The organism is Yersinia pekkanenii (assembly GCF_001152565.1).
In the GTDB taxonomy this organism is placed as follows: Bacteria; Pseudomonadota; Gammaproteobacteria; order Enterobacterales; family Enterobacteriaceae; genus Yersinia; species Yersinia pekkanenii.
In genome coordinates this window covers 1-11,925 of the sequence record NZ_CQAZ01000068.1, presented here as the reverse complement: position 1 = coordinate 11,925, position 11,925 = coordinate 1, and the positions used below count along the sequence as shown (strand labels likewise).

Here is an 11,925-nt window from a genome sequence, read left to right as displayed (position 1 = left end):
GCATGTTCCAGTTCCCACCTGAAGGGACGCTGGTAGAAATTGGTTTTGCGGATGGCCGGCCAGATAAGCCAATGATCCGGCAAACGCTGTCTGAGGGATTATCACTGCCCGCCGTCAAGCCAGGCGAACAGCTACAGCAGCAGCGCGCCGGCGTCAGTCAGCGCGTGACGGTCGACGGCAGTTGGCGGCGTGATACCGACCAGGCGATAGAGGAAACCAGCAGCCGACGCAGCGTGACCAGTGACGAGGAAAACCGCACCACCACAACCCGCAGCACCACAGTAAAAGCCAACGACAGCACCACGGTATTGGGAACTAAAACCCTGATGGCCGGCCAGGTGATACAGCTTGCCGAGGGCGACTACTCAATAGGTACATTGGCCAATATGCTGACCAAGGTCGGCAAAGACAGGAATGACGATGTTGGCCAGAATCAAAATATCACAGTTGGCCACAACCAAAATGTCACGGTTGGCCAGAACCAAACAACCGACGTCGGCGGGGCACTCACTGAGAAAATCGCCGGTATTCGTCGCAGTGTTGCCGCCGCTCAGGAGCTTATCGCGCCCACGGTGCGCCTGGGTACCGACGATATCAACGTACTGACATTGCTCACTGATACGCTGGATGTGATCCAAACCCTCGCCCAGCAAACCGCCAGCCACAACCACACCAACACCGGCGGCCCACTGAATGCCGGCGAGATGAACAACACCGCCAGCAAAGCCGCATCCCTCGTAACTAAGTACGGCCCACTCATCGCCTAATCCGCATCGAGCATAGACGCTACTGTCTATGCTTCAGCACCTCAAGCCCCCTTAAGCTGTAACAAACTTACGTAATATCCCCGTTAAAATTACTGAAACATTTCACATTGCCCGCACCGCAAGGCTGACGCATATCACAGGTAACGCGCTGGAAGCCTCACCACGGCCCGCACCACTCAGCACACCTCAGGATTCACATTCGAGCGCGATAATCGCACCATAACCCGCCAGTGAAACATGCGAGGTAAATCCAGCCACGTAAAAGAAACGGGAGGTAAAACGCACACGCCCACCACGCCTGCACAAAATACTTGGCGAACTTATTACAGTTTGGTAACCCTACAAACACCCTCGCCAGACCGCGCCAGCGTTAAAGATCTCGCATGGATCGCAAACTGTAACGAGTGATATAGATTTCAGTGAATTACAGTAATTAGAACGATCTCGATATGATCTGTAAAAACTAACGTAATGATTTAAAAGGGGATTTGTATTTTACGTCCGATCAAACGCAAAGCGGAAAGCGTCCAGGCGAATAAATAGAATTGCGCGCCAAGCCAGACGCCGCAAGGGCTGACGCCAAAAGGTGAGGAAATTTTGATACTGTAAAAACGGGCGAGAATATCGAAACGATCACTAGCAGTATTCGCGCGACCAGGGCCGGAACGGCCACCAGGTAAAACGCCGCTTGCTAACTTTACGCGCATAACGCCAGGCAAAATAAAGCCCCGCAAGCGAGGCTGATTTATTCGATGTGGTCAATGTGTGGACATTGGTAGAAATTAATCCTTTAATTTCAAATAGATAACACATAATAAAGGCGACTCGCAAGTCGCCCTTATCAATTATTGTTCTAACGCCGCCTTCTGCGCCAGGAAGATAGTTTCTATCCCTCCCCGAGCCAGCGCCAACAACGCCAGTAACTCTTCGTGACTGAACGGTTCACCTTCAGCAGTGCCTTGCACCTCAATCATCCGGCCATCTTCCATCATTACCACATTCATATCTGTTTCTGCCGCAGAATCCTCTACGTATTCCAGATCACAAAGGGCTTCGCCTTTCACGATACCAACAGAAACCGCTGCAACTAGCCCTTTCATCGGATTAGCTTTCAATTTACCGGCAGCAACCAATTTATTCAGCGCATCAGCCAGAGCCACACAGGCACCACTGATTGAAGCCGTACGGGTGCCACCATCAGCCTGTAAAACATCGCAGTCTAAGGTAATGGTGAACTCGCCCAACTTCTTCAAATCAACTGCCGCACGCAAAGAACGAGCAATCAGACGTTGAATTTCTAAAGTACGGCCACCTTGTTTACCTTTCGCAGCTTCGCGGGCATTCCGGCTATGAGTGGCACGTGGCAACATGCCATATTCAGCGGTTATCCAGCCTTGGCCTTGGCCTTTCAGAAAGCGCGGAACACCTTCTTCGACCGTGGCGGTGCACAATACTTTGGTATCGCCAAACTCAACCAACACTGAGCCTTCAGCGTGTTTCGTGTAATTACGGGTTAGGGTCAATGGGCGGACTTGTTGTGCTGCTCGGTCTGCTGGGCGCATGGGGCTTTCTCCGGCTTTAAATCGATATTGGTCGCGCATTATACGGCCTTAGTGATGTAATGCCTATCCTGCCTGCGCCTCGGAAGCTATAATCCCTGCATCTTTTCTTGAAAACGGGTACGCAACGATGATCCGCAGTATGACCGCTTACGCTCGGCGTGACATTAAGGGTGAATGGGGTAGCGCAGCCTGGGAGCTGCGTTCCGTTAACCAACGCTATTTAGAAACTTATATTCGCTTACCTGAACAGTTCCGCAGCCTGGAACCGGTAATTCGCGAACGTATCCGCAGCCGTCTGACCCGAGGCAAAATTGAGTGCAGTTTGCGTTTTGAGCTGGATGCCAACGCACAAAGTTCTCTAATCCTTAATGAGAAACTGGCAAAGCAATTAGTTGAAGCCGGTAACTGGGTCAAGATGCAAAGCGATGAAGGCGAAATTAATCCGGTGGATATTCTGCGCTGGCCGGGTGTCATGGCCGCTGAAGAGCAGGATCTGGATGCTATCAGTACTGAGCTAATGCAAGCACTGGATATTGTGTTGGATGACTTTATCGTTTCCCGCGAAACCGAAGGTGCGGCACTGAAAACCCTTATCGAACAGCGCCTTGATGGCGTTAGTGCGGAAGTGATTAAAGTCCGTGCGCATATGCCAAATATCTTGCAGTGGCAGCGTGAGCGCTTGCTCAATAAACTGGAAGAAGCGCAGGTCCAACTGGAAAATACCCGCTTGGAACAGGAATTAGTGCTGATGGCGCAACGTGTCGATGTTGCTGAAGAGCTGGATCGCCTGGAAGCTCATGTCAAAGAAACACATAATATTCTGAAGAAGAAAGAAGCCGTTGGCCGTCGCCTTGATTTTATGATGCAAGAATTCAACCGCGAGTCGAATACGCTGGCATCAAAATCTATCAATGCCGACGTGACCAACTCAGCTATTGAACTGAAGGTGCTTATCGAGCAAATGCGCGAGCAGATTCAGAACATCGAGTAACTTCTCATCGCATTTCAGTACGTCGCAAAATGCCTTTAAAGCCCGTGACTTACGGGCTTTCTTTATCTCAACACATCACATATCATTCCATGAAATTTCACTAAATCCATGTACCAAGACATGTACCATTTCACTCTTTGGTACATCTGTATTTGGTACACAGGAAAGGCTCAGTGTGGATACATGGGAAAGTTAACAGATTTACAAATCAAAGCATGGTTAAAGGCTGGAGAGCGCTTTGAGGGCCGCTCAGACGGCAATGGACTATATCTTTGCTACCGAGAGAGTTTCGCCTCACCTAAATGGCGTTTCCGCTACCGTTTCGCAGGTAAAGCACGGGCTATGTGGATCGGTTCTTATGCCGAACTATCACTGGCAAAAGCGCGTGAAACAATTAAGTTACTGTCAGCTCGTGTTTCTTTGGGTTACGACGTGGCCGGAGAAAAGAAAGAGCGTAAGGCTGACGCACTAGCAAAAATCGAGTCTGATAAGAATGCGTTGTTGGTTTCTCATTTAGCTACGGAATACTTTGAACGTCAGATATTAGGCAGATGGAAACACCCTGATATTCTCCGCCGTCGGATTGATAAGGACATTAATCCGAACATTGGCCACTTAAAAGCCGATGAAGTAAAACCTCGCCATATTGACGATATGCTGCAAAGCATCCTAGCCAGAGGTGCGCCAACAGTGGCCAACGATGTACTACGCTGGACGCGACGAATATTTAACTATGGTATTAAGCGCCACATCCTTGAAGTGAACCCCACAACTGCCTTTGATATATCCGATGCTGGCGGGCAGGAAAAGGCCAGAGAGCGCTATTTAGATACTGGTGAGCTAGAGCAGCTATTTGCTGCAATGAGGCTAGCAAAGGGTTTCAGTATCCAAAATGAGCTAACAATGAAATTACTTTTATTACTCTGCTGTCGAAAAATGGAGCTATGTGCGGCTAGGTGGGAAGATATTGATTTAGAAAATGCCATATGGCACCTAACTGGCACCAAGAACGGCGACGCTATCGATATTCCACTCCCTCCAGTGGCCATAACATGGTTCCAACAGCTTAAAGATATGTCACTTAATAGTGGGTGGGTTCTGCCTGCCCGAAAAATGCAAAACCGCATGATTCCCCACATAGCAGAGAGCACGTTGCCTGTAGCCTTAGCCAAAGTAAAAACACAGATGCAGGGTGTGGAAAACTTTACTGTCCATGACTTCCGACGAACAGCCCGGACTCATCTGGCAGCTTTAGGCGTTGATCCTATCGTTGCAGAAAGATGTTTAAATCATAGAATTAAAGGGGTGGAAGGGATTTATAATAAGCATCAGTATTTGGACGAACGTAGAAAAGCCTTAAATTTATGGGCAAATAAGCTAATAAAATTAGAATCGAGGGAACGAGGGATAAAATGAAAAGCTTCCAAAAAATGAATGAGTTTGAAAGGGTTGCAACTCTCCCCTCAATCACTATCGATGAAATAGCTAAGTGCCTGGTTGGGCTATCTCCAACTTTATTAAGAAGAGAGATAGATACAGAAAAGCTAGAAGTTATTTCTCATATAAAAATGAGACTTAAAAGAACCTTAGAAGAAGTATTCAAAGCTAATAAAATCGAGAGAATAACAAAATATACTGATTATATAGCTTCTCCGCACCCCGTAGATGACAGTGAAAAGATCTCATCAGATCTTATTTTCTCAATTGGATATAATTGTCTTGATACTGATGAAACCCCTGAAGCTATAATTGAAAGATGCAGCATGGCTGTACAAAACATTGCAACAAAAAATAAAAACAACAACCTACTTTCATTTATTGGTGGCGAAGCAGAAAAACTTGGCCTCCAAATAATAAAAAACAATAGAGGGGTATATAAAAAAGATGAAGAACTCTTTAATGTAAATAAATTACTTGGGATAACGCTAACTCTATTAGCCAAAGAAAAACATGAGCAAAACAACGCAAAATGGATGAAAAAGGGTGATGTTATTTGTGTTGAACATATTAAAGAAATGGTTGATATGTATATTCAAGAAAACGACATCTCAACTGATGGCCTACGTGCATCCTCTCTTAGAGAAAAAATTTCATCGGCTTTAAAAGCCATACATGACTAGTTATGTATCAGCTAAACATCTAGTAAGGTTTGGCTGATACATAAAAATCCATCATAAAGCTGCCTTTAATTGCCATCAGTTGCCATTCACTAATATTCACTTGTATTCCACCTCACTAACCCGCATTAAAAATAATTTATTTATATATTTCAATAAATTAAAAAAACACTCATTTGTCTTGTTTTAATGGAATTGTGAACATTTCAGTGGAAAATATATCAATTTAATGGAATTCCATTCTTGATGGAAAACTAAGATTGTGTCAGGTAATCTCACCTCATCGCTTACCCATCAAGGAGTTACAAGACTGATGAGACATGAAAATACAACACATGGCTCTTTACCCGCAGCAGGTTTTGTCCGGCAAAAGGCATTGATGCCCTGCTTACCATTTTCTCCTGCAACCTTATGGAGACGGGTGTCAGCGGGTACATTCCCTAAACCAGTAAAGATATCAACCAGAATTACAGCATGGAAAGTAGATGAAATTTGGGAATGGATTGAATCACAACAACATCATTAATAATGTAATAAAGGCGACCACGTAGATCGCCAATATAATATACAAATAAAATCTAAATAATAATGTTTAGCCTTTTGGTTCGATGCCTCGCCGCTTTAATTCTTGCCTTGCGAGATCTTTTATCCAATTGGCGAGACTAACATTATCTTTACCTGCCTCAGCTTCTAATTGTTCTTTAAGCTCAGGCGTAATTCGCATTTTGAACTGTGGAGATTGGCCGCCCCCTTTAGGGCTTCTATCTCTTGTTGTAACTGTTGACAAGTGGCCACCTATTGGATTACTGTTAACTCGTTAGGTGGCCACCTTACCATGATGTCCCCTAAAAAAAAAGCAGCCTCAATCAGTATTCGCAGTACCAATTGAGGCTTAACCATTAACGAAACAGAGAGCAACGCCATGGCTACATTAAAGTGTACCTACATCTTTGCGGCAATCAACCGCACACAACGCAAAATACGCCCGCTCATGCTGCGGATCACCGCCTGTAATGAGACTACCGCCCGCCGCCAGTTGGCCGGTGACTATATCTTACTGTTTGCTGGCCGTTTGCCGGTAAGAGCAGGCTCCCATGACTGAACTCCCTGAATACGGCGAACGCTATCGCCACAAAGAGGGCTGGACGGTGCGTATCGTGAACCTGAAACTGGCCTCCGAGCAGACCCAGCGCCAAAACCCTGAATTCCGTTATGAAGTCATTTTTAATTATGACCTCACTACACAATATTCTTCCATGCCGTTAACGTGGTTCGCCAAGGTGTACAGCAAAATAGCTGATGCGCCGGAACGTGACCCGATAACAACACTCAATATCAGTAAAGGATTATTGCTGCATAAGTCCGTTAAATATATTTACCCGAAAAAACCTTATTCAGAACGCCGTCCGGCGGAAAAGAGCGAGGAACATTATTCACACTTTCTCTAACCGGCATAAATAGCGGTAACAAATTCTCACTTTCTAAAACGGACTCTATTATGACAATGCAACAATATGAGCATAACGCTGCTCAGGGCCGCCCTTTATCTGAAACTCAGGTTTTGAATAATCATCTGGCCTACGGAATACCGGAAGATGATTTTTTTAAATTAACCCGCGCCAAGAATGCCAGCGCATTATTAGCCGCCCTACTGGCGAACCATTTTGACTCGTCCGCCTTTCCCGGCATGTTACCGGTGAAAGAAGTCTCCGCTATGGTCGATTATCTATATGAAGACCTGATAGCCGTCACCCAAAGCTGTGCATTACTGTCTAGCGGGGTGCAATCATGAACCTGAATAACACCTCCTGTATTCCCCTTGAAGTCCGCACCGCGCTGTACCGTCGTGCCGTGGCGCATGCCTATCTGGATACCTGTGTGTCCTACGGCGTCGCACTCACCATGAATATTGATGAGCTGCAAATGGTGATAGCCGAAAACGTGGAAGTCTATTTTATGACACGCCACGGCCCTGAGAGCGGGATGGAAGCCGCCTGCTGCATGCTGGAAGACATGGTGTTACCGGACATTCTGAATGTGGCCCCCCGCCTGACGCTGTTGGGGGAAACCATGATGGATGAGCTGTGCCGGGCGTACATCAAAACGGCGAACATGCCGGTCACACTGCACTGAGGGGGACATGATGGCACAGAATTTTGTATCGGATATTACCGCCGCCGCCCATGCGCGCTGGCCGGTTGTCCTGCCCTTGCTGGGTATTGCCGTTCCGGCCCATGGTCAACACGGCGCTTGCCCACATTGTGGCGGTTCAGACCGTTTTCGTTTTGATGATCGGGATGGGCGCGGGACATGGATTTGTAACCAGTGCGGGGCCGGTGACGGGCTGGATTTGGTCAAGCTGGTCAACGGGTTGACGGCCGGTAAAGCAGCTCATGAGGTGGCACAGGTGCTGCAATTACCCCAAAGCCAACAGCCGCCCGCCAGAAAAGAAGCTGCCAAACCCACACAACCGGTAGCCGAGACTGTCGCGGCCTTACTGGCAGGCTGTGTGCGGGGTGAAAGTGACTATCTGACCGGTAAAGGGTTGTTAGAACATCCCCACCGCTTGACCACGCAATTGAAGAAAAGTGGTGGGATTGATTTCCCGCCCGGCTCACTGGTGCTGCCGCTGACCGATATCAGTGGCACCGTGACCGGCGCGCAACTGGTTTCCCCCTTGGGAGACAAGCGCCTGTTGCCGGGTACGGTGCTCAAAGGGGCATTTATTACCCTTGAATCCGAGCTGGACAGCCCGCCACAGGTCGTTATCACCGAGGGCTATGCTACCGCCCTGACCGTGGCACAACTCACTGACGGCGTGGTGATGGCGGGTATTGCCGCCAGTAACCTGCTAAACGTGGCGTTGGTTATCCGGGCTAAGTGGCCAGAAACGCGCATCATTCTGGCCGGAGACAATGATTTTGATGATGGCAAGGTCAACACCGGCAAAGTGTGGGCGGAGAAAGCAGCCAAAGCCGTGGACGGTTGGGTGACGCTCCCCCCGACCCGTTTTAAAGCCGACTGGAATGATTATCAGCGGGATAACGGCACCGAACGGGCCAGAGAAGCGTTCCGGGAAGAGCTGGTGCAACTGGGGAAAGACAAGGCCAAATTGCCCCAAGGTTTTCGGCTGACGCAGGAATATTTGTGGTTCGATAAGCAAGTACAAAAATCAGATGGAGATACTGAAATCCGCAATATCAAAATCTGTAACCCGCTCAAGGTGTCGGCCATTACCTGCGACGCGGACGGAGGGAACTTTGGCCGCCTGCTGGAATGGGAGGACACTTACGGGATTTGCCGTAAATGGGCGATGCCGATGGAAATGTTAAGCGGCAGCGGTGAAGAGCTGCGGCGGGTGTTGCTGGTCAACGGTCTGTCGTATATCAGCACCACCGGCGAGGCCCGCGCCCGGCTGATGGAATACATTTCGCTGTGTAAGCCAGAGCGAAAAGTCACCTGTGTGAACAAAACCGGCTGGCATGGCGGGGTGTATGTGTTGCAGGACGAGGTGATTGGTGAGGGGGCCGACGGGGTGATATTGCAGACGGCCAGCGTACAGGGGCGGGATTTTCGAGTGGCTGGCAGCCTTGATGAGTGGCGCGAGCATATCGGGCGCTACTGTATCGGTAATTCCCGCGTGGCCTTTGCGGTCAGTCTGGCGTTTGCGGCTCCGCTGTTGCGTCTGGTGGGGATGGACGGCGGCGGTTATCACCTGAAAGGCGAATCCACAGACGGCAAGACCACCACCATGAAAGCGGCCACCTCCGTGTGTGGCGGGCCGGATTACTGGCACACATGGCGCTCAACCGGTAACGCACTGGAGGGCACTGCCAGCCGTCGCAACGATGCCGCCATGATGCTCGATGAAATACGCGAGGTGGATGGCCGTGAAGCGGGCAATATTGCCTATATGCTGGCAAACGGACAGGGCAAAGGCCGGGCCGGGACTGACGGCGAACTGCGCGCCCGCAAACAGTGGCGTATGTTGTTCTTCTCCACCGGCGAATTGTCACTGACCAAACATGCCGCCCGCGCCGGTGAGCGCACCTTTGCCGGGATGGAAGTACGGATGATCCAAATCCCCAGTGACTCAGGCAAGTTTGGCGTCTTTGAAGCGTTACACGGTTTTGGTAGTGGTAAAGAGCTGGCCGAACATTTTGAGGGGGCAACAGCCAGTTTCTACGGTACGCCGTTCCGGGCATGGCTCAAGGCCCTGACCGAAGACCTGAACGGCATGACCACTCAGGCGAAAGCCCTGCTGAAAACCTACACCCGTGAGCTGATGCCTGTAGAGGCCGGGAATCAGGTGGGACGGGCTATTAACCGTTTCGCCCTGATTGCGATGGCGGGCGAGATGGCGACTCGTTGCGGCCTGACCGGCTGGCCGGAGGGGGAAGCCTTGCGAGCCACCCGAGTGTGTTTGCAGGCATGGATAGGGGAACGCGGTCACAGTGCCAATCAGGAAGACGCCGCCGCCCTTGAGCAGATACGCAGTTTCTTCACCGCCAATCAGTACAGCCGTTTTGCGGACTGGCATGGCGAGCGTAACCGGCCCTCAAACATGGTGGGTTTTCGTAAGGTGGACAAGGGCAATAATACCCGTGAGGCCGTCACCACGTTCTATGTGTTGCCGTCGGGCTGGAAAGAGGTGTGTAAGGGGTTTGATGCCAAGAAAGTCGCGCAACTGTGTGTCACGGCAGGGTATCTGCTGGTATCGAAAGACGGGAAGACCCAAACCACCGTCCGCCTGCCAGAGATGAATCCCAAACGGATATACGTCTTTAACAGCGAGGTGGTGGGTTAATCCTTTACGTGAGTCTTATCTTTAAGGTGTAACAAGGGTAACAGGTGTAACAACGCTGATTTCATTGAGAAAAGCCTGTTACACCTTTTTCTTTTATCGGTGTAACAGGTGTAACAAACCGGCACGATAACGGCGGTGTTACACCACGTTACACCGGGTGTTACACCTAATGATTTTAGAAAAACACTGATATATCAATACTGTAACACCCGTTACACCTGTTACACCCCCAAAGGGATACACCGTTTCTCATTCAGGTCAGTTCAGCGCTTCTTTCTGGCTGGCCGGTCAGTTAGCAGTCCGTCAAGGTGTGGGTACGTATTGCCGGAGCCTGTTGGCTGAAATGTTGCTTATTTCCCGTAAAGTTTGCTTCTTCTGGTGAAGTGGTCACCTGCAAGGTTCCGGCCCGCTGACTGAATCCCTGTATTGCCTTATCAGTGGGGTTACTCAGGGCTGACAGTAGCGCGTCCGAAAGGAATTGTGCTTCATGGCGTTCCAGTGTGAAAAACTTCTCTCCAACGGTCACATTAATCATGGTTCTCTCCTGTTAATCAGAGTCGCTATTGTGTCGTAATCGATGAATGGCACAACGGCGGGTTGTTGTGTCAGCGCTGATACAACGGGCATCGGTTGAGCTGTTGTGTGTGGATTTGCACAATAGCGACATCCCGATGAGAACGGAGTACAACCATGAGCCAGACAGCAGAACACCCCATTACCCCGGTATTGAACAACTATAAAGCAGCCAAAGCCCAACACCTGAAGAATGAAGCAACCTACGAAGACATTATTGCGTCCATTGGCCGCAGTCAGCAAAAGCAGCGCGATGCCGAAAACCAGACCCAGCAGGCTGACGGCAGTTGGCGCAAACTGTTTCGCAGCCTGCGCGGTGAAATGACGGATGAGCTGCAAACCGAACATATCCGCCGGATTTCACAGCGGGAGCTGGCACAAGAATTCGGGCATCTGATTGAAGAGCTGGAGTTGGATAAAGATTACACGTCACTGCAATTATGCGCTTCTGCCAGACCCTATAAAGACACGCATAAAGTAGCGTTGATGGAATATGCGAGGCTGGAAATGTCTGCTGCGATGAAAACCCTGTCACCCGAACTCATCCGGGCAGCGAAAATAATGGTCGCTGCGAACGAACTCTACACAGACTCATCACCGGCGAAGGCACTGGGTACACTGACAGCGACTCTTCTTTCATTAGCGGGGCTTTATTCGTTTGATATGGAGAAAGAATCGATATTAGCCGAACTCACACTACAACAACCACAACCGGGTTATGTGGACTCTACTCTGAATAATAGCCCGATAAAGCGGATGCAACTGGGCAAGCTGATACGGGAAAAGCGGGAGAAACTCAATCCAACTGGGGAGCCGTCGACATGATGCGTTGCCCGGTATGCAGACACGCTTCTCATACTCGTTCCAGCCGCTATTTGTCGGAACAGACCAAAGAAGTTTATTACCAGTGCCAGAACCTTGATTGTTCCTGCACCTTTAAGACAGTTGAAAGCCTCGACAAAATTATTACCCGGCCACCGGCGCAGGAAATCCCCGTTCCGGTAGTGATCCCCCCACAGGTAAAACGCCATACCCTAGGCAGGGCTTACGCATTAAAATGAACTTGTGTTAAATCAGTATACTCAGAATATAAATTGCTAAATTTAGT

16 protein-coding genes are annotated in these 11,925 nt (G+C 49.4%); 12 read left to right on the top strand and 4 right to left on the bottom strand.

Going from position 1 to position 11,925, the window contains the following annotated elements; genetic code table 11:
* Positions 1-767 (top strand): bacteriophage T4 gp5 trimerisation domain-containing protein (locus AEP37_RS21060; RefSeq protein WP_049615181.1); only part of this gene is annotated, 767 nt, incomplete at its 5' end.
* A gap of 476 nt (positions 768-1,243) precedes the next feature.
* Here the strand turns inward: AEP37_RS21060 and AEP37_RS21055 are convergent.
* On the bottom strand, positions 1,244-1,474 hold the full coding sequence (locus tag AEP37_RS21055) for a hypothetical protein (protein ID WP_049615180.1): 231 nt from the start codon (positions 1,472-1,474) through the stop codon (positions 1,244-1,246).
* Between the two features lie 138 nt (positions 1,475-1,612).
* Positions 1,613-2,329, bottom strand: a complete 717-nt coding sequence (gene rph, locus AEP37_RS21050; protein ID WP_049615179.1) for a ribonuclease PH — start codon at positions 2,327-2,329, stop codon at positions 1,613-1,615.
* Positions 2,330-2,456: 127 nt separating this feature from the next.
* Here rph and AEP37_RS21045 point away from each other — a divergent pair, with 127 nt between their 5' ends.
* From AEP37_RS21045 to AEP37_RS25320, 4 genes are all read left to right on the top strand, one after another.
* On the top strand, positions 2,457-3,320 hold the full coding sequence (locus tag AEP37_RS21045; RefSeq protein WP_049615178.1) for a YicC/YloC family endoribonuclease: 864 nt from the start codon (positions 2,457-2,459) through the stop codon (positions 3,318-3,320).
* A gap of 183 nt (positions 3,321-3,503) precedes the next feature.
* Positions 3,504-4,736: a tyrosine-type recombinase/integrase gene (locus AEP37_RS21040; RefSeq protein ID WP_049615177.1), complete on the top strand. Its 1,233-nt coding sequence runs from the start codon at positions 3,504-3,506 to the stop codon at positions 4,734-4,736.
* On the top strand, positions 4,733-5,440 hold the full coding sequence (locus AEP37_RS21035) for a hypothetical protein (protein WP_049615176.1): 708 nt from the start codon (positions 4,733-4,735) through the stop codon (positions 5,438-5,440). The genes AEP37_RS21040 and AEP37_RS21035 overlap by 4 nt, the downstream gene beginning before the upstream one ends.
* A gap of 310 nt (positions 5,441-5,750) precedes the next feature.
* Positions 5,751-5,963: a helix-turn-helix transcriptional regulator gene (locus tag AEP37_RS25320; protein WP_050879328.1), complete on the top strand. Its 213-nt coding sequence runs from the start codon at positions 5,751-5,753 to the stop codon at positions 5,961-5,963.
* A 66-nt stretch (positions 5,964-6,029) separates the two neighbouring features.
* Here AEP37_RS25320 and AEP37_RS26290 read toward each other — a convergent pair whose 3' ends face one another.
* Positions 6,030-6,224: a toxin-antitoxin system HicB family antitoxin gene (locus tag AEP37_RS26290; protein ID WP_025380023.1), complete on the bottom strand. Its 195-nt coding sequence runs from the start codon at positions 6,222-6,224 to the stop codon at positions 6,030-6,032.
* 135 nt (positions 6,225-6,359) lie between these two features.
* Between AEP37_RS26290 and AEP37_RS21025 the strand changes: the two genes are divergently transcribed.
* From AEP37_RS21025 to AEP37_RS21005, 5 genes are read left to right on the top strand one after another with little or no spacing between them, the layout of a single operon-like run.
* Entirely contained in the window at positions 6,360-6,539 is a 180-nt protein-coding gene (locus AEP37_RS21025; protein WP_025380024.1) for a host cell division inhibitor Icd-like protein, read from the top strand.
* Entirely contained in the window at positions 6,532-6,885 is a 354-nt protein-coding gene (locus tag AEP37_RS21020; protein ID WP_049615175.1) for a hypothetical protein, read from the top strand. The genes AEP37_RS21025 and AEP37_RS21020 overlap by 8 nt, the downstream gene beginning before the upstream one ends.
* A 50-nt stretch (positions 6,886-6,935) precedes the next feature.
* Positions 6,936-7,229, top strand: coding sequence for a hypothetical protein (locus tag AEP37_RS21015; RefSeq protein WP_025380026.1), 294 nt, complete (start codon positions 6,936-6,938; stop codon positions 7,227-7,229).
* A complete protein-coding gene (locus tag AEP37_RS21010; protein WP_049615174.1) occupies positions 7,226-7,570 on the top strand; it encodes a DUF5375 family protein in 345 nt (114 codons plus the stop codon). The genes AEP37_RS21015 and AEP37_RS21010 overlap by 4 nt, the downstream gene beginning before the upstream one ends.
* 10 nt (positions 7,571-7,580) lie before the next feature.
* Positions 7,581-10,244 carry a TOPRIM and DUF927 domain-containing protein gene (locus AEP37_RS21005; protein WP_049615173.1) on the top strand — a complete coding sequence of 888 codons (2,664 nt, stop codon included), beginning with the start codon at positions 7,581-7,583 and terminating at the stop codon, positions 10,242-10,244.
* Between the two features lie 292 nt (positions 10,245-10,536).
* Here the strand turns inward: AEP37_RS21005 and AEP37_RS21000 are convergent, their stop codons facing one another.
* On the bottom strand, positions 10,537-10,779 hold the full coding sequence (locus AEP37_RS21000) for a hypothetical protein (RefSeq protein ID WP_005175991.1): 243 nt from the start codon (positions 10,777-10,779) through the stop codon (positions 10,537-10,539).
* Positions 10,780-10,934: 155 nt separating this feature from the next.
* Here AEP37_RS21000 and AEP37_RS20995 point away from each other — a divergent pair, with 155 nt between their 5' ends.
* Both AEP37_RS20995 and AEP37_RS25315 read left to right on the top strand, forming a co-directional pair.
* Positions 10,935-11,642 (top strand): hypothetical protein, encoded by a 708-nt coding sequence (locus AEP37_RS20995; RefSeq protein WP_049615172.1) that lies wholly within the window; start codon positions 10,935-10,937, stop codon positions 11,640-11,642.
* Positions 11,639-11,878: an ogr/Delta-like zinc finger family protein gene (locus AEP37_RS25315; RefSeq protein ID WP_072086378.1), complete on the top strand. Its 240-nt coding sequence runs from the start codon at positions 11,639-11,641 to the stop codon at positions 11,876-11,878. Before AEP37_RS20995 ends, AEP37_RS25315 begins: the two co-directional genes overlap by 4 nt.
* The last annotated feature ends 47 nt before the right edge of the window (positions 11,879-11,925 follow it).

Bases quoted from the DNA above. Each gene is read 5' to 3' on its own strand.
- AEP37_RS21055 (WP_049615180.1), bottom strand. From the start codon at position 1,474: ATGCGCGTAAAGTTAGCAAGCGGCGTTTTACCTGGTGGCCGTTCCGGC.
- rph (WP_049615179.1), bottom strand. From the start codon at position 2,329: ATGCGCCCAGCAGACCGAGCAGCACAACAAGTCCGCCCATTGACCCTA.
- AEP37_RS21045 (WP_049615178.1), top strand. From the start codon at position 2,457: ATGATCCGCAGTATGACCGCTTACGCTCGGCGTGACATTAAGGGTGAA.
- AEP37_RS21040 (WP_049615177.1), top strand. From the start codon at position 3,504: ATGGGAAAGTTAACAGATTTACAAATCAAAGCATGGTTAAAGGCTGGA.
- AEP37_RS21035 (WP_049615176.1), top strand. From the start codon at position 4,733: ATGAAAAGCTTCCAAAAAATGAATGAGTTTGAAAGGGTTGCAACTCTC.
- AEP37_RS25320 (WP_050879328.1), top strand. From the start codon at position 5,751: ATGAGACATGAAAATACAACACATGGCTCTTTACCCGCAGCAGGTTTT.
- AEP37_RS21025 (WP_025380024.1), top strand. From the start codon at position 6,360: ATGGCTACATTAAAGTGTACCTACATCTTTGCGGCAATCAACCGCACA.
- AEP37_RS21020 (WP_049615175.1), top strand. From the start codon at position 6,532: ATGACTGAACTCCCTGAATACGGCGAACGCTATCGCCACAAAGAGGGC.
- AEP37_RS21015 (WP_025380026.1), top strand. From the start codon at position 6,936: ATGACAATGCAACAATATGAGCATAACGCTGCTCAGGGCCGCCCTTTA.
- AEP37_RS21010 (WP_049615174.1), top strand. From the start codon at position 7,226: ATGAACCTGAATAACACCTCCTGTATTCCCCTTGAAGTCCGCACCGCG.
- AEP37_RS21005 (WP_049615173.1), top strand. From the start codon at position 7,581: ATGGCACAGAATTTTGTATCGGATATTACCGCCGCCGCCCATGCGCGC.
- AEP37_RS21000 (WP_005175991.1), bottom strand. From the start codon at position 10,779: ATGATTAATGTGACCGTTGGAGAGAAGTTTTTCACACTGGAACGCCAT.
- AEP37_RS20995 (WP_049615172.1), top strand. From the start codon at position 10,935: ATGAGCCAGACAGCAGAACACCCCATTACCCCGGTATTGAACAACTAT.
- AEP37_RS25315 (WP_072086378.1), top strand. From the start codon at position 11,639: ATGATGCGTTGCCCGGTATGCAGACACGCTTCTCATACTCGTTCCAGC.